Raw genomic sequence first — 16,216 nt, forward strand, 5'->3', positions numbered from 1 at the left:
CTTTCTTTTAGGAGCAATCATGGAACTGGTGTTGGCAAACGTCGCTCTGGCTTGTGGTCTGATCATCGCCCTGGGCGCCATCGGTGCTTGTATCGGTATCGCCCTGATGGGTGGCAAGTACTTCGAAGCCACTGCCCGTCAGCCCGAGCTGATGAACGAACTGCAGACCAAGATGTTCCTGCTGGCTGGTCTGATCGACGCGGCCTTCCTGATCGGCGTGGGTATCGCCATGCTGTTCGCCTTCGCGAACCCCTTCATCGCTTCGCTGCCCCAGTAATCGGTCTTTCTCGACTGAACATCCCATTTAAACGAGAAAGGTCCGAGCCGTGAATCTGAACGCAACGCTGTTCGCGCAGATCGTGGTCTTCGGGATCCTGTGGTGGTTCACGATGAAGTTCGTGTGGCCACCGATCACGAAGGCGCTCGACGAGCGCGCCAACAAGATCGCGGACGGTCTGGCTGCGGCTGACAAGGCCAAGCTGGAACTGGCGAACGCCAACAAGAGCGTCCAGGAGCAGCTCGCCCAGTCCCGCGACGAAATCGCACAACGTCTGGCCGATGCTGAGAAGCGGGCCGCGGCGATCGTGGAAGAGGCCAAGCAACGCGCTGTGGTCGAAGCCAACAAGATCGTGGCCGACGCCAAGGCAGAAGCCGACGCACAGGCCGTGCAAGCCCGCGAGGCCCTGCGCGAGCAGGTCGCCGTGCTGGCGGTCAAGGGCGCCGAGCAGATCCTGCGTCGCGAGGTGTCAGCCGAGGTCCATGCCGACCTGCTGTCCCGCCTGAAGACGGAGCTGTGATCATGGCCGAGCTCGCCACCATCGCACGGCCCTACGCCGAAGCCCTCTTCAAGGCCACCCCGGTCGCCGAGCAGGCCGCCTGGCTGGAGCAGGCTCAGGCGCTGTCGCAGGTCGCTTGCGACCCGCAACTGCGCGCCTTTGCCGACAACCCTCGGGTCACCCAGGAGCAGGTCTTCGACGTGATCAACGGGGCCGCCAAGGTGAGTCTGGCGCCGGCCGTGGCCAACTTTCTGCGTACCGTTCTGGAGAACGGCCGTCTGGCGGCATTGCCGCTGATGGTCGAGCAGTACCAGGCACTCGTGCAAGCCCGTCAGGGTGTGTCCGAAGCCCGCCTGATCAGCGCGTATCCGATCACGGAGGCCCAGGTGGCCGATGTGCTCGAGCCGCTGGCCAAGCGTTTCGGCCGCACACTGACCGCCAAGGTCGAGGTCGATCCTGACCTCATCGGTGGCGTGCGCGTGGAAGTCGGCGACGAGGTGCTCGACACCTCGGTGAAGGCTCGCCTGGAACGCATGAAGTCGGCCCTCCTGGCGTGAACCAGAGCCCGACCTCGAACCAAGAACCGTCGCTAACCCCGCCGGCGACTGTGCAGTCGCCGGCCGTCGTCAACGAGGCATGCCCTGGTGCTGCCCTTGACCAGCCTGGGAGCTAAGCATGCAACTGAATCCCGCAGAAATTTCCGAACTGATCAAGAGCCGCATCGAGGGTCTCGGCGCGGCCGCCGACATTCGCAACCAGGGTACCGTCATCTCTGTGACCGACGGTATCGTGCGCGTCCACGGCCTGTCCGATGCGATGCAAGGCGAAATGCTGGAATTCCCCGCCAACGCCGCCGGTGTCCCCACCTACGGCCTGGCCCTGAACCTCGAGCGCGACTCCGTCGGTGCCGTGATTCTGGGTGAGTACGAGCACATCTCCGAAGGCGACACCGTCAAGTGCACGGGCCGCATTCTGGAAGTGCCCGTCGGCCCCGAACTCGTGGGCCGCGTGGTCAACGCCCTGGGTCAGCCCATCGACGGCAAGGGCCCGATCAACGCCAAGCTGTCTTCTCCCATCGAGAAGATCGCCCCCGGCGTGATCGCCCGTCAATCGGTGGACCAGCCCCTGCAGACCGGCATCAAGTCGATTGACTCGATGGTGCCGATCGGCCGTGGCCAGCGCGAGCTGATCATTGGTGACCGTCAGACCGGCAAGACCGCCGTCGCCATCGACGCGATCATCAACCAGAAGGGCCAAGGCGTCACGTGTATCTACGTGGCCATCGGCCAGAAGGCTTCGTCGATCAAGAACGTCGTGCGCGCCCTGGAGCAAGCCGGCGCCATGGAGTACACCATCGTCGTGGCCGCTTCGGCGTCTGACTCGGCTGCCATGCAGTTCGTGTCGGCCTACTCCGGTTGCGCCATGGGCGAGTACTTCCGCGACCGCGGTCAAGACGCCCTGATCGTGTACGACGACCTGTCCAAGCAGGCCGTGGCCTACCGTCAGGTGTCGCTGCTGCTGCGCCGCCCGCCCGGCCGTGAAGCTTTCCCTGGCGACGTGTTCTACATCCACTCGCGCCTGCTGGAGCGTGCCGCCCGCGTGAATGCCGACTACGTCGAAGCCTTCACCAACGGCGAAGTCAAGGGCAAGACCGGTTCGCTGACGGCGCTGCCGATCATCGAAACGCAAGCCGGTGACGTCTCCGCTTTCGTTCCGACCAACGTGATCTCGATCACCGACGGTCAGATCTTCCTGGAAACCAACCTGTTCAACGCCGGTATCCGTCCCGCCATCAACGCCGGTATCTCGGTGTCGCGCGTGGGTGGTGCCGCTCAGACCAAGGTCATCAAGAGCCTGTCCGGCGGTATCCGTACCGACCTGGCCCAGTACCGTGAACTGGCTGCCTTCGCGCAGTTCGCTTCCGATCTGGATGCAGCCACCCGCAAGCAGCTGGACCGCGGTGCCCGCGTGACCGAACTGCTCAAGCAGCCTCAGTACCAGCCGCTGTCCATCTCGCTGATGGCCGCTACGCTGTTCGCCGTGAACAAGGGCTACATGGACGATGTGGACGTGAAGAAGGTTCTGGCCTTCGAATCGGGCCTGCATCAGTTCCTGAAGACCAGCCACGGCGCCCTGCTGGCCAAGATCGAAGAGAAGAAGGCCCTGGACAAGGACGCTGAAGCCGAACTGCAATCGGCCATCGTGGCGTTCAAGAAGACCTTCGCCTAAAGGAGCGCACCATGGCCGTAGGCAAGGAAATTCGCAACAAGATCAAGAGCGTCGAGAACACCAAGAAGATCACCAAGGCCATGGAAATGGTCGCGGCTTCGAAGATGCGCAAGGCGCAGGATCGCATGCTTGCGGCTCGCCCCTACGCTGAAAAGGTGCGCAACATCACGGCCAACCTGGCCAAGGCCAATCCGGAGTATGTCCACCCCTTCATGCTGCCCAACCAGGGTGGCAAGAAGGTGGGCATGATCGTGGTCAGCACGGACAAGGGTCTGTGCGGTGGCCTGAACACGAACGTGCTGCGTGCCGTGACCAACAAGCTCAAGGAGCTCGAAGGTCAGGGCGTCAAGGCCGACGTGGTCAGCATTGGCAACAAGGCCACGGGCTTCTTCAACCGCATCGGCGCCAACATCGTGGCGCAGGTGGTCGGTCTGGGCGACACGCCCCACCTGGAGAAGCTCATCGGCCCGGTCAAGGTGCTGCTCGACGCTTACGCCGCAGGTGAACTGTCTGCCGTGTACCTGTGCTACACGCGCTTCATCAACACGATGAAGCAAGAGCCCATGGTGCAGCAGCTGCTGCCCCTGGCGGCCGACGAGTTCGCTGGCGAGACGACTCATGCATGGGAATACATCTATGAGCCGGACGCCAAGCTGGTGATCGACGAGCTGATGGTCCGTTACGTTGAGGCGCTGGTTTACCAGGCTGTGGCAGAGAACATGGCTTCGGAACAGTCCGCCCGCATGGTGGCCATGAAGGCCGCCACCGATAACGCAGGCAATGTGATCAAGGAACTGAAGCTGGTCTACAACAAGACCCGTCAGGCTGCGATCACGACCGAACTGTCCGAGATCGTGGCCGGCGCGGCTGCGGTCTGATCCGAAGATTTTGAATTGAATTGAAGGAACGAAAGATGGCTGACACGCAACAAGCAGTGGGCAAGATCGTTCAGTGCATTGGCGCCGTGGTGGACGTGGAGTTTCCGCGTAACCAGATGCCCAAGGTCTACGACGCCCTGAAGATGGATGGCTCGGCGCTGACGCTGGAAGTGCAGCAGCTGCTGGGTGACGGCATCGTCCGTACCATCGCTCTGGGCTCGTCCGACGGTCTGCGTCGCGGCATGACCGTGAACAACACCGGCAACCCCATCACCGTCCCCGTCGGTCCCGCCACGCTGGGCCGCATCATGGACGTGCTGGGCAACCCCATCGACGAGCGCGGCCCGGTCGACCAGACCCAGACCGCCTCGATCCACCGCAAGGCCCCGGCTTATGACGAGCTGTCGCCTTCGACCGAACTGCTCGAAACCGGCATCAAGGTGATCGACCTGGTGTGCCCGTTCGCCAAGGGCGGCAAGGTGGGTCTGTTCGGTGGCGCCGGTGTGGGCAAGACCGTGAACATGATGGAACTCATCAACAACATCGCCAAGGCTCACTCGGGTCTGTCGGTGTTCGCTGGTGTGGGCGAGCGTACCCGTGAGGGCAACGACTTCTATCACGAAATGTCTGACGCAGGCGTCGTGAAGCAGGACAACCTGGCCGAATCCAAGGTGGCCATGGTGTACGGTCAGATGAACGAGCCGCCGGGCAACCGTCTGCGCGTGGCCCTGACCGGCCTGACGATGGCCGAGTCCTTCCGTGACGAAGGCCGTGACGTGCTGTTCTTCGTGGACAACATCTACCGCTACACCCTGGCCGGTACCGAAGTGTCCGCTCTGCTGGGCCGTATGCCTTCTGCCGTGGGTTATCAGCCCACGCTGGCCGAAGAAATGGGCCGTCTGCAAGAGCGCATCACCTCGACCAAGGTTGGCTCGATCACCTCGATCCAGGCCGTGTACGTGCCTGCGGATGACTTGACCGACCCGTCGCCTGCCACGACCTTCGCCCACTTGGACTCGACCGTGGTGCTGTCGCGTGACATCGCCTCGCTCGGTATCTACCCCGCCGTGGACCCGCTGGACTCGACCTCGCGTCAGCTGGACCCGCACGTGGTGGGCGAAGAGCACTACCAGGTGGCCCGCAAGGTGCAAGGCACGCTGCAGCGCTACAAGGAACTGCGCGACATCATCGCGATTCTGGGCATGGACGAGCTGGCGCCGGAAGACAAGCTGCTGGTGGCCCGCGCTCGGAAGATCCAGCGCTTCCTGTCGCAGCCTTTCCACGTGGCCGAAGTGTTCACCGGTGCACCCGGCAAGTACGTACCGCTGAAGGAAACCATCCGTGGCTTCAAGATGATTGTGAACGGCGAGTGCGACAGCCTGCCCGAGCAAGCCTTCTACATGGTTGGTACGATCGACGAGGCCTTCGAGAAGGCGAAGACGATGCAATAAGCGGCGCGTTCGGTCCGGGCTCGGCGTTGCCGTGCTCGCCGGACTCTGAGTCCGGCTGTGCGCGGCGCCTTGATCCCGAACCGACCGCTTGCTTCTTGCAGCGCCTTCCTGCGCGAAAGCCGTTGAGGCGTTGCGAGAGTCGTTCATCAATTTTTTGAAAGCGCGATATGTCCACCATTCACGTTGACGTCGTCTCCGCCGAAGAGTCCATCTTTTCGGGTGAGGCCACGCTGGTGTCCCTGCCGGGCGAGGTGGGTGAGCTCGGCATCCTGCCGCGCCACACGCCGCTGATCACCCGCATCAAGCCGGGCGCCGTGCGCATCCAGCGCGCCGACAACAGCCAGGAAGAGTTTGTTTTCGTGGCTGGCGGCATCCTGGAGGTGCAGCCGCATTGCGTGACCGTGCTGGCCGATACTGCCATCCGCGGCAAGGACCTGGACGAAGCCAAGGCCAGCGAGGCCAAGCGTCTGGCCGAAGAGGCCGTGCAGAACGCCAAGGGCGAGCTGGATCTGGCCCGCGCCCAGAGCGAGCTGGCCGAACTGGTGGCCCAGCTGGCTGCCATCCGCCGCATGCGCAAGAAGTGAAGCGCGGCCGCTTCGACGGCTTCGCCATTCCCTGACAACAGCCCGCCTTGGCGGGCTGTTGCTTTTTGGGCTCGCCGACCGCGTGGGTGGCCCCCGTTGCCGCCAGTGTCGCGCCATGTTCCAGTGGTCTGTAAGCAGCTGTCACGCCCGCCTCAGGGTGTGTCCGATTGGTGTTTGTGGGCAGAGGTCACGTTGGCGCTTTGCGTCAAGATGGGCGCACACATGACAGCGGTGGAGGGCGAATGGCGGCAGGTGCAGCACAGCAGGCGATCGAAGGTGACCAGCCCGCCGTGCGCCCTGGGCCGTGGTCCGCGCCACCCTTGCGGCACGGCGCCGATCTCTCACGGTCGCGCGAAATGGCAGCCCGATTGCGGATGCTGTTGCGGGGTGATCCCGAGCCCGATGCCGATACCTGGCACGCCCTGGGCATGGCGCTGTGGCGCGGCGACCCGGCGGCCGACGCGGTGGTGCAATGGGCCCAGGCCCACGGCCTGGCGCGTGCGTGGCCCGTGATCGAACGCGCACTGGCGGCCAACCCTGCCAGTCTGGCCGCTCGGACGAACGATGGTTTTGACTGGCCTGCACCTTTGCGGGCCTATGTGTTGCAAGCCCACGCGCGCCCGCCTTGGCTGGACGACGCACGCCTGCGCCGAGGCGCGCGGGTGCTTCAGGCAACAGGGCGCCACGGCATGCTGGTGTTGCGTGATGCAGGGCTCATGGCCGGCTACCAGGCTTCGGCCATCAACCAGACCCTGGTGCGCACCGGCGCGCTCGAGCAGGGCGCGCAGCGACGTGTGGCCGAAACGGCGCAGTGGTGGCTGGCCTGTACGGCCGATGGCGGTATGGCACCCGGCGCGCCGGGCTTTCAGCTCACACTGAAAGTGCGGCTGATGCATGCGCTGGTGCGGGCCCGCCTGCAGGCGCAACCCGACTGGGATGCTGCTTATCTGGGCTTGCCCATCAACCAGCTCGACATGCAGGCCACCTACCTGGCCTTCAGCACGGTGCAGCTACTGGCCCTGCGCATGACCGGCGAGTGGCTCAGCCGTCGCGATGCGAATGCCGTGATGCACCTGTGGCGCTACATCGGCTGGCTCATGGGCGTGGAAGATGCCCTGTTGTGTGACGATGAAGCCGTGGGGCGCGTGCTGCTCTACCGCAACCTGCTGAGTCAGGCGCCGTCTGACGACACCAGCGTGAAGCTGGGCCGGGCCTTGATGGACGAACCACTGGGCCGGCCTTACCGTTGGGGCCGGCGCTGGCGCGGACGGTTCGACCGCGCTCGCCACCTGAGCCTGGTGCGGTGGTTTGTGGGTCGGCAAGGCATGCGCAATCTGGGCTTGCCGCCCACGCTGCCCTGGTACCCTTTGCTGGTGTGGCTGCCGCACGCGGTGGGGTCCGTCAGCCGGTGGCTGTTGCCGCCGCTGCGTCCATTGGCGCGCCGATGGGGCCGACGCCAGCAGCTGGCCCACCGCGAGCTCATGCATGTGCCTGACCCGGTGTCATCTCTACCTGGGGCCGCGAAAGGGTGTCCGCATTCCGGTAACCGCTCGGCGGCGTGAGCCGCCACCCGGCTGGCGGCTGCGGACAGTGACGCCCCGCCGCGTCGCAGGCAGCATCCGCTCATGCCCTCTGCCACCACGCCCGTCTCGACCTCTGCTGCCCCATCAACCCGCACCGTGGCGCCCAGCCGGCATGGGGCCGATCGCGCGATCGCCCGGCGCATGGCCGCGCGTCTGCGGTGGCTGATCCGCGGGCCCGAGCCGGTGCCGGACGAACGGCAGTGGCAGCGGCTGGGCGAGGGCTTGTGGCTGGGCGATCCGCCTGCGGATGCCCTCGTGGCCTGGATGAAGCAGGTTGGCGCGCCGGCCGGGTGGTCCACACTGGAAGCGGCGCTGCGCGCGGGCGAGGGCGCAGGCCGTGACCTTGCCTTGCCTCAGCCTGTGCGTGACTACGTGCGGGCCTTGTGTGCTCCGCCCCCGTGGCTCGATCCCTTGCGGGCTGCGCGGGGGGCGCGCGTGCTGCAGGCCACCGGCCTGCACGGCATGATGGTGCTGCGCGATGCGGGGTTGATGGCCGGCTATCAGGCTTCGGCGATCAACCAGCCGCTGCTGCTGACGGGCGCCCTGCACCGCGGGGCGCAGCGGCGGGTGGCGGAAACCACCGCCTGGTGGCTGGCCTGCACGGCCGATGGCGGCATGGCACCTGGCGCCCCGGGCTTTCTGTCGACCGCCCGTGTGCGCGTGATGCACGCGCTGGTGCGCGCGCAGCTGATGCGCTCGCCCGATTGGCGGGCCGATGACTGGGGGCTGCCCGTCAACCAGGTCGACATGCAGGCCACCTACCTGGCGTTCAGCGTGGTGCAGTTGATCGCGCTGCGCACCACCGGCATCTGCCTGACCCGTCAGCAGGCCGATGATGTGATGCACCTCTGGCGCCACATCGGCTGGCTGATGGGGGTGGACGAGGCCTGGCTGTGTGACGACGAGCGCACCGGGCGCTTGTGGCTCTATCAGAACCTGCTCAGCCAGGCACCGCCGGATGAGGGTAGCGTGGCGCTGGCCCGCGCCCTGGCCGACGAGCCGCTGCAGCGCCACTATCCCCGGTGGGCCGCCTTGCGCGGGCGTGTCAACCGCGCGCGCCACCTGAGCCTGGTGCGCTGGTTTGTCGGCGCCGATGGCATGCGGCGCCTGGGCCTGCCTGTTGCGCTGCCGTGGTACCCCGTGATGTTGCTGGGGCCGCTGGCGCTGGGCAGCCTGGTTTGTCAGGCCGTGCCCCCACTGGCGCGGTGGTGGCGTGCACGGGCGCGGGCCCGTCAGGAGGCGTATTTGCGCATCCTGATGGGCGAGGCGACCGCGCCGCATCTGCGTGGCATGGGCGGCGCACGCTAGACTTGCGGGCTCGACCCTTCCCCGAGCCCGGAGTTCCCCATGCCCAAAGCGCCCGCCGCGCGCAAGGCCCCCAAGGCCACCGATCAGCCCCAGCCTCAACCCAGCAAGAAGAAGACGGCGGCCAAGGCTGCCCGCAAACCGGCGGGCCAAGCGGGGGCCTTGAGCATCCAGGACTACCTCCAGCGCATCCTGACCACCCGCGTCTATGACGTGGCCATCGAAAGCCCGCTGGACGAGGCGCGCTCGCTGTCGCGCCGGCTCGGCCACCACATCTACCTCAAGCGCGAAGACCTGCAACCCGTGTTCAGCTTCAAGCTGCGCGGCGCTTACAACAAGATGGCCAAGCTCAGCGCGGCCCATCTGGCCAAGGGCGTGATCTGCGCATCCGCCGGCAACCACGCACAGGGCGTGGCACTCGGGGCGAAGCGCCTGGGCTGCCAGGCCACCATCGTGATGCCCACCACCACGCCGCAGGTCAAGATCGACGCTGTGCGCCATTTCGGTGGTGACAATGTGCAGATCGTGCTGCACGGCGACAGCTACTCCGATGCGGCCCAGCACGCCAAGGTGCTTGAGCGCAAGAAGGGCATGACCTTTGTCCATCCGTTCGATGACCCCGACGTGATCGCGGGCCAGGGCACGGTGGCGATGGAAATCCTGCGTCAGCATGCCGGCCCGATCGATGCGATCTTCGTGGCCATCGGGGGCGGCGGGCTCATCAGCGGCGTGGCTGCCTACGTCAAGGCCGTGCGGCCCGAGATCAAGGTGATCGGCGTGCAGATGAGCGACTCGGACGCCATGGTGCGCTCGGTCAAGGCGGGCGACCGGGTCACGCTCAGCGAGGTCGGGCTGTTCTCGGATGGCACGGCGGTCAAGCTGGTGGGTGAAGAGACGCTGCGGCTCACGCGCGAACTGGTCGACGAGTTCGTGATCGTCAACACCGATGCGGTGTGCGCGGCCATCAAGGACATCTACCAGGACACGCGTTCGATCGTCGAGCCGGCTGGCGCGCTGGGCGTGGCCGCCATCAAGCAGTACGCCGAGCGGCATGGCGGGCAGGGCAAGACCTACATCGCGGTCAACTGCGGTGCGAACATGAACTTCGACCGGCTGCGTTTTGTGGCCGAGCGCGCGGAAGTGGGCGAAGAGCGCGAGGCGCTGCTGGCGGTGACCATTCCGGAAGAGCGCGGCTCGTTCAAGCGCTTCTGCGAAGTCATCGGTCCGCGCAGCGTGACCGAGTTCAACTACCGCATCTCGGACGAACGCGAGGCCCATGTGTTCGTGGGTCTGAGCACGCGCGAGAAAGGCGATTCACGCCGCATTGCGCGCGAGTTCGAGGCCGAAGGCTTTCGCACGGTGGACCTCACGCACGACGAACTGGCCAAGACCCACATCCGCCACATGGTGGGGGGGCGCTCGGCCCTGGCCCAGGGCGAGCGGCTGTACAGCTTCGTCTTCCCAGAGAAGCCCGGCGCGCTGATGGGCTTTCTGACCAGCCTGCCGCCTGGTTGGAACATCAGCCTGTTCCACTACCGCAACCAGGGGGCAGACTACGGCCGCATCCTGGTGGGGCTGCAGGTGCCCAAAGGCGAGGCGGGCGAGATCTCGGCTGTGCTCGACCGGCTGGGCTATGTGTACGTGGACGAGACGCGCAACCCGGTCTACCGGCTGTTCTTGCGCTGACGCGTGCGGCGCGCAGCGGTCTGTTCAAGTGCCGTTGTCGTCACTGCCGTCACTGCCATCGCCGCCCATGCGGCCCGGCGCGGTGCGCGCAGGCGAGAGGGGGGCGGCTGACGCGGGCTCGACACCCTGAGGGGGCGGCAGTGTGCCCGTGGACGGCGGTGGCAGCACCGGCAGGTCGACGCGGGCCAGCGCTGGGCCGGCAGCCGGGCCGATCTCGGCCTGGCGCTGGTTGAGCGCGAGCAGCACCATGTCGCCATCGATGACGCTGCCCACGCGCACGGCGCGTGGCGGCTTGCCGTCGATCGACATCAGCGCCACGCCCCCGCCTGTGCCGGCCGAGGCCACGGCGCCCAGGATGCGCAGCCGGCTGACCAGCTGCGCTGCGGCGCCTGGGTCAGGCGCTGGCTCACCCGATGCGGTCTGGTCCGACTGGGCCACGAACAGGCGCCGATAGTCGCCCTGTATGTGGCCGCCGAGCTTGACCGAGGTGGCCGAAGCCGGCACACCCGTGGCCGGCGCGAGCCAGCGCAGACCCCAGTAGGCCAGGCTGGCGGCCACGGCCGCCCACAGAATGAACGCAAAGATACGTGATGCCATGGTCCGGCCATTATGATGGTTGTTCAACGCTGCCAGCGTGACGAACTGGCCGGGTAACCCCGGGTTCATCCCGCATCCCGCGGGTCCAGGCGTCAGGCATGCTGGCAGCCCAGGCTCGCCGCAGGGCGGTGTGTCGCCTTTTGGACCGTTTTTCGTGACCGTTTGAATTGGATATGACGATGTTTGAGCGCCTTCCCCGCCATGCCGGCGCCCTGGCCCGACGCGTGCGTCGCGGCTTCACCCTGATCGAATTGATGGTGGTGCTGGTGATCATCGGCCTGCTGGCTGCGCTGATCGTCCCCAACGTGCTCGACCGCGCGGATGACGCCCGGGTCACGGCTGCGCGCACCGACATCGCCAACATCATGCAGGCGCTCAAGCTCTACCGTCTGGACAACCAGCGCTATCCCACAGCCGAGCAGGGCCTGCAGGCGCTGGTCACGCGTCCAGCCACGCCGCCTGTGCCACCCAACTGGAAGAGCTACCTCGAGAAGCTGCCCCGGGATCCCTGGGGCAACGCGTACCAGTACGCCAACCCCGGCGTGAAGGGGCCCGTGGATGTGTTCAGCTTCGGTGCAGACGGCCAGCCCGGCGGCGAAGGCAAGGATGCCGACATCGGCTCCTGGGAGTAAGCCGCCGCTGTCGCGTCGCGCGCGCGGCTTCACCTTGCTGGAGCTGATGGTCGTGGTCGCGATGATCGCCATCACCACGGCGGTGGTGAGCTTTGCGGTGCCCGACCCGGCGGCCACGCGGCTGGAGCGCGAGGCTGCCCGGCTCGTGGCCTTGCTCGAGTCGGCCCGGACCCAGGCCCGTGCGGGCGCCATGACGGTACTGTGGGTGCCGCAGGGGCGCGATGCCGAATCCGATTACCAGTTCATCGGCCTGCCGCCACCCTTGCAACCCTCGCTGACCTGGCTGGAGCGCGAGGTGCGCGCCGAGGTCGTGGGCGGGCGCAGCATCGTGCTGGGGCCCGAGCCGGTGATCGGCGCGCAAAGCGTGTTGCTGCGCCTGGGCGAGCGACAGTTGCTGATCGGCACCGATGGCCTGGGAGCATTTGCCGTGATCAACGGGGAGGCCGAACAGGGCGCGCCCGTGCCGGGGGGCAGCCTTGCGGCGGCACGTTGATCCCATGGCGACGTGCCACATGGCGGCACGGGGCATGACGCTGGTCGAGGTGCTCGTGGCGCTGGCCATCGTGGCCATCACGCTGTCTGCCGGCATCAAGGCCGCCGGGGGCCTCACGGTCAATGCCCAGCGCATGGATGACCTCATGGTGGCGCAGTGGTGCGCTGAAAATCAGCTCACGGCGCTGCGCCTGACCAAGGCCTACCCGCCGGTGGGCGACAGCGACTTCGGCTGTGTGCAGCTCGGGCGCCAGTTGCAGGGGCGCATGGTCGTGCGGCCCACACCCAACCCGAACTTCCGTCGCGTCGACGCTCAGGTGTTCGACGAGCAGCAGCAATCCATCGTGCGCCTGTCGACGGTGCTGTCCCGGTTCTGATCACCATGTCCAGGCCCGTCACACGCCCCTTTCGCCAGTTGCACGGCTTCACGCTCATCGAGGTGCTCGTGGCCTTGTTGATCCTGTCGGTGCTGGCGGCCACCGCATGGAAGGGCATGGATGCGATCTCGACCTCACGGCAGGTGGCCGAGGACAAGCTGCGCCAGACGCTGCGCGTGCAGTCGGTGATGACCCAATGGGAGGCCGATCTCGGGCAGGTGACCGACACGCTCATCGTCCCCGGCCTGCAGTTTGACGGCGGCCAGTTGCGGCTGACGCGTCGCGCGGTGGGTGGTGTACAGGTCGTGACCTGGCTCGTGCGCGATGGGCGGTTGTTGCGCTGGGCCAGCCCTGAAACCACGCGGGTCGGCGAGTTGCAGCAGCATTGGCAGCGTGCGGCGCAGCTGCAAGGCAGTGAGCCGGGCGCGCTGGTGGCGCTGGAGGGCATTGGCCAGTGGCAGGTGTTCTGTTTCCGCGATGGCTCATTGAGCAACTGTCAGTCCACCGGGAACGTGGTGCAAGGGATGGTGCAGATGCCGCAGGCGCTGCGGGTGCAGCTGGTGCTGGCCGAGGGCAGTGGCTTTGGTGGCAACCTCACGCGTGACATGATGATCGCGCCACAGACGAACAACTGATGATCACGCACACCCCGTCCAACCTTTCTGTGGTGCGCGGGCGCCAGCGCGGCGCTGCCCTGCTGTCGGCCATGGTCATCGTCACCCTCGTGGCCACACTGGCTGCTTCGATGGTGTGGCAACAGTGGCGCGCCGTGCAGGTGGAAGCGGCCGAGCGGGTGCGCACGCAGGCCGGCTGGGTGCTCAGCGGCGCGCTCGACTGGGCGCGGCTCATCCTGCGCGAAGACCAGCGCAGCGGCGGGGCCGACCACCTGGGTGAGCCCTGGGCCGTGCCGCTGGCCGAAGCGCGCCTGTCGACCTTTCTGGCGGCCGACGCCACCAACACGGTGGGTGAGGAAGACACCGCGCCGGAGGCCTTCCTGTCGGGCAAGGTGGACGATGCGGCCTCGCGCTACAACCTGCGCAACCTGCTCGACGGCGATGGCAAGGTGGTGCCGACCGAGTTGGCCGTGTTGCGCCGCCTGTGCGAGTTCGCCGGCCTGTCGCCGTCGCTGGCCGATGGCATTGCCGATGGGTGGCGCCGCGCGAGTCTGGCCGTGCGGGCCACCCAGTTGGACGACGCCGAGGCGCTCACCGCGCTGGGTGGGCCCGATGGGCTGACCCGGGCCCCCTTGATGCCCGCCACGGCCGACCAGTTGACGTGGCTGGGGCTGGATGCCGGCACGGTGGAACGCCTGCGGCCGTATGTCACCGTGCTACCCGACGCCACCAAGGTCAACGTCAACACCGCCCCCCGCGAGGTGATCGCGGCCGTGGTGGACAACCTCGACCTGGGCCGGGCGGCCCGTGTGGTGCAGGCTCGCCAGCGCACGCCCCTGCGTGTCACCGAAGAGCTCAACAACATCCTCGGCGCGGGCAACTGGGACTTCTCTCGCCTGGCCGTGACCACCGATTACTTCGAGGTGCGCGGCCGCCTGCGCTACGAAGACAACGTCATCGAGCAACGCCACCTGGTGCAGCGCAGCGGCGGCGACGTGCTGGTGCGTCACCAGTCGCGCTTCTCGGGTCTGGACCTGACCGGTGCAGCGCCTGCGCGTTGAAGGCTCGCCAGACAGTGGGCAGCTTTGCGACGTAAAGCAGGTATTCATCCTTAAACGGCCCTTATTTCGCCGCTCCTACAATGGAAAGGCCAATAAGCTTGGCAACATGTCACATTCCGACCAGCATTTCCCCAGGGCATGAGCATCCTCATCATCCAACTGCCGGCTCGTCCGCGGCACGTCGCAGACGCAGACGGTGGTGAGTCGTCCACGCCCTCGGGGCCCCGGGAGTACGCCTATGTGCTGAGCCCCGATGGCCTGTCGTTGGGGCGTCAGGGCCGCTGCACGGCGCCCATGCTGCCGCGTGCCGACAGCGTGGTGGCCGTGATGGCGCCGACCGACCTGAGCTGGCACCGCATCACCCTGCCCAAGGCGCCTGCGTCGCGCCTGCGCGCGGCGCTGGCTGGGATGCTCGAAGACGCCGTACTGGACGACCCGGAAGACCTGCACCTGGCGCTGTCGCCGCAGGCCAAGGTGGGCCAGCCCTGCTGGGTCGCCGCATGCGACCATACCTGGTTGACCAGTCAGCTGATGGCGCTGGAGAAGGCCAAGCTGCGTGTGGACCGCGTGGTGCCGGGTCTGGCGCCTGACGAGCCGGCCACGGCCTTGTTCCATGAGGCGCAGGAAGGGGTCGATCCGGGCAGCGATGGTGCCGCTGGCGTGATGCTGAGCTGGTCGACCACCGAAGGCGTGGCCACCTGGCCGCTGACCGGCACGTTGGCCCACGTGCTGTTGCCTGACCCGCTGCCGCCTCAGACGCGCGTGCTGGCCACCCCGCCGGTGGCCGCGCCTGCCGAGCGCTGGCTCGGCCGTCCGGTCACGGTACAGACCGAGTCGGAACATCTGCTGCTGGCTGCGCGCTCGTTGTGGAACCTGCTGCAGTTCGAACTCACGCCGCGCAGCAAGGGCGTGTACGCCTTCAACGACCAGTGGCGTCGCCTGATGGGCCCGCAATGGCGGCCTGCCCGCATGGGCTTGGCCGTGCTGATCGTCGTTCAGGTGCTGGGGTTGAACCTGTGGGCCTGGCATCAGGAGCGCCTGCTCAAGACCCGCAAGGCCGAGATGGCGCAGCTGCTCAAGCAGGCCTATCCGCAGGTGCAGGTGGTGGTCGATCCTGCGGCCCAGATGCGTCGCGAAACCGATGCGCTGCGCATGCTGGCCGGTGTCCCGGGCGATGCCGATCTGGAGGCCATGCTGGCCGCGGTCGTGCGTGCCTGGCCGGAAGACCGCACGCTGGGTGCCTTCCGCTACGGGTCAGAAGGACTCGCGCTGACCCTGCCGCCAAACTGGGGGCCGGCGGAGGCCGACTTCTTCCGTGTGCGCATGGCCCGTGCGGGCTTGCAGGCGCAAGACAGTGGTGATGGCCGCGTGCTGTTGAGCGCGCTGCCGGCCGGGCAGGTGCCTGGTCGCTGACGGGAACGATGTGCCATGACTGAACAAGGACAGGCGCTGGCTCAGTGGCGCCAGCAGATGCAGGAGCGCTGGACCGCATTGGCTCCGCGAGAGCGTCGCCTGGTGCAGGCCACCGGCTGGGTGTTGCTCTTGGTGCTGGTCGTGATGGTGGGCCTGCGGCCTGCGTGGCGCACGCTGAGCGCCATGCCTGAGCGCATGCAAGCTGTCGAGGTCGAACTCGAGTCCATGCGGCGTCTCGCGCAGGAGGCGCAGGCATTGCGCCAGCGGCCGCCTGTGCCGCCGGTACAGGCCGAAGCCGCCTTGCGCGCGGCCTCCGAGCGGCTGGGCGGTACGGCGCGGCTGACGCTGCAAGGCGAGCGCGCCACGCTGACATTCACCGACATCCCCGGCGGGGCGCTGGCCGACTGGCTGCAGGAAGCCCGCGGCGCGGCCCGGGCCCGCGTGACCGAAGCCGAAGTCCAGCCTGCGGCGGCCGGCGCATTCAGCGGCAACATCGTGCTGGCGCTGGGCAACGGCCTGGGTGAACGCTGAGGAACCA

At 67.0% G+C, this 16,216-nt stretch carries 18 protein-coding genes; 17 read left to right on the top strand and 1 reads right to left on the bottom strand.

Annotated features, from left to right (window positions below):
* Nucleotides 1–19 precede the first annotated feature (19 nt).
* From atpE to ilvA, 10 genes are all read left to right on the top strand, one after another.
* Nucleotides 20–277 (top strand): F0F1 ATP synthase subunit C, encoded by a 258-nt coding sequence (gene atpE, locus GTZ97_RS01660; RefSeq protein ID WP_161648757.1) that lies wholly within the window; start codon nt 20–22, stop codon nt 275–277.
* 49 nt (nt 278–326) lie between these two features.
* A complete protein-coding gene (locus GTZ97_RS01665) occupies nt 327–797 on the top strand; it encodes a F0F1 ATP synthase subunit B (RefSeq protein ID WP_161648758.1) in 471 nt (156 codons plus the stop codon).
* Between the two features lie 2 nt (nt 798–799).
* Nucleotides 800–1,333 (top strand): F0F1 ATP synthase subunit delta, encoded by a 534-nt coding sequence (locus GTZ97_RS01670; protein ID WP_161648759.1) that lies wholly within the window; start codon nt 800–802, stop codon nt 1,331–1,333.
* A 118-nt stretch (nt 1,334–1,451) separates the two neighbouring features.
* On the top strand, nt 1,452–3,005 hold the full coding sequence (gene atpA / locus GTZ97_RS01675; RefSeq protein WP_161648760.1) for a F0F1 ATP synthase subunit alpha: 1,554 nt from the start codon (nt 1,452–1,454) through the stop codon (nt 3,003–3,005).
* An 11-nt stretch (nt 3,006–3,016) separates the two neighbouring features.
* The gene (gene atpG, locus GTZ97_RS01680; protein WP_161648761.1) at nt 3,017–3,883 is read left to right on the top strand and encodes a F0F1 ATP synthase subunit gamma; all 867 of its coding nucleotides are present in this window, start codon (nt 3,017–3,019) and stop codon (nt 3,881–3,883) included.
* Nucleotides 3,884–3,918: 35 nt separating this feature from the next.
* Nucleotides 3,919–5,334 carry a F0F1 ATP synthase subunit beta gene (atpD, locus tag GTZ97_RS01685; protein ID WP_161648762.1) on the top strand — a complete coding sequence of 472 codons (1,416 nt, stop codon included), beginning with the start codon at nt 3,919–3,921 and terminating at the stop codon, nt 5,332–5,334.
* A gap of 167 nt (nt 5,335–5,501) precedes the next feature.
* Nucleotides 5,502–5,918, top strand: a complete 417-nt coding sequence (locus GTZ97_RS01690; RefSeq protein ID WP_161648763.1) for a F0F1 ATP synthase subunit epsilon — start codon at nt 5,502–5,504, stop codon at nt 5,916–5,918.
* A gap of 356 nt (nt 5,919–6,274) precedes the next feature.
* A complete protein-coding gene (locus tag GTZ97_RS01695; protein ID WP_161648764.1) occupies nt 6,275–7,480 on the top strand; it encodes an oxygenase MpaB family protein in 1,206 nt (401 codons plus the stop codon).
* Nucleotides 7,481–7,543: 63 nt separating this feature from the next.
* Nucleotides 7,544–8,809: an oxygenase MpaB family protein gene (locus tag GTZ97_RS01700; protein WP_161648765.1), complete on the top strand. Its 1,266-nt coding sequence runs from the start codon at nt 7,544–7,546 to the stop codon at nt 8,807–8,809.
* Between the two features lie 39 nt (nt 8,810–8,848).
* On the top strand, nt 8,849–10,492 hold the full coding sequence (gene ilvA, locus GTZ97_RS01705; RefSeq protein ID WP_161648766.1) for a threonine ammonia-lyase, biosynthetic: 1,644 nt from the start codon (nt 8,849–8,851) through the stop codon (nt 10,490–10,492).
* 24 nt (nt 10,493–10,516) lie between these two features.
* Here the strand turns inward: ilvA and GTZ97_RS01710 are convergent, their stop codons facing one another.
* Nucleotides 10,517–11,089: a hypothetical protein gene (locus tag GTZ97_RS01710; RefSeq protein ID WP_161648767.1), complete on the bottom strand. Its 573-nt coding sequence runs from the start codon at nt 11,087–11,089 to the stop codon at nt 10,517–10,519.
* A 173-nt stretch (nt 11,090–11,262) separates the two neighbouring features.
* On the opposite strand from GTZ97_RS01710, the gene gspG reads away from it, so the two are divergent.
* From gspG to GTZ97_RS01745, 7 genes are all read left to right on the top strand, one after another.
* On the top strand, nt 11,263–11,721 hold the full coding sequence (gene gspG / locus GTZ97_RS01715) for a type II secretion system major pseudopilin GspG (RefSeq protein ID WP_161648768.1): 459 nt from the start codon (nt 11,263–11,265) through the stop codon (nt 11,719–11,721).
* Nucleotides 11,696–12,214: a pilus assembly FimT family protein gene (locus tag GTZ97_RS01720; protein WP_161648769.1), complete on the top strand. Its 519-nt coding sequence runs from the start codon at nt 11,696–11,698 to the stop codon at nt 12,212–12,214. Before gspG ends, GTZ97_RS01720 begins: the two co-directional genes overlap by 26 nt.
* Before the next feature lie 4 nt (nt 12,215–12,218).
* Complete coding sequence (gene gspI, locus GTZ97_RS01725; RefSeq protein ID WP_236650942.1) at nt 12,219–12,590, top strand: type II secretion system minor pseudopilin GspI; 372 nt, start codon at nt 12,219–12,221, stop codon at nt 12,588–12,590.
* A 5-nt stretch (nt 12,591–12,595) separates the two neighbouring features.
* A complete protein-coding gene (locus tag GTZ97_RS01730) occupies nt 12,596–13,225 on the top strand; it encodes a prepilin-type N-terminal cleavage/methylation domain-containing protein (protein ID WP_161648770.1) in 630 nt (209 codons plus the stop codon).
* On the top strand, nt 13,225–14,265 hold the full coding sequence (gspK, locus tag GTZ97_RS01735; protein WP_161648771.1) for a type II secretion system minor pseudopilin GspK: 1,041 nt from the start codon (nt 13,225–13,227) through the stop codon (nt 14,263–14,265). Before GTZ97_RS01730 ends, gspK begins: the two co-directional genes overlap by 1 nt.
* A 138-nt stretch (nt 14,266–14,403) precedes the next feature.
* Nucleotides 14,404–15,678, top strand: coding sequence for a type II secretion system protein GspL (gene gspL, locus GTZ97_RS01740; protein ID WP_161648772.1), 1,275 nt, complete (start codon nt 14,404–14,406; stop codon nt 15,676–15,678).
* 15 nt (nt 15,679–15,693) lie between these two features.
* Nucleotides 15,694–16,209, top strand: a complete 516-nt coding sequence (locus GTZ97_RS01745; RefSeq protein ID WP_161648773.1) for a type II secretion system protein M — start codon at nt 15,694–15,696, stop codon at nt 16,207–16,209.
* Nucleotides 16,210–16,216: the final 7 nt, after the last annotated feature.

The organism is Aquabacterium fontiphilum, assembly GCF_009909205.1.
Classification (GTDB): domain Bacteria; phylum Pseudomonadota; class Gammaproteobacteria; order Burkholderiales; family Burkholderiaceae_C; genus Aquabacterium; species Aquabacterium fontiphilum.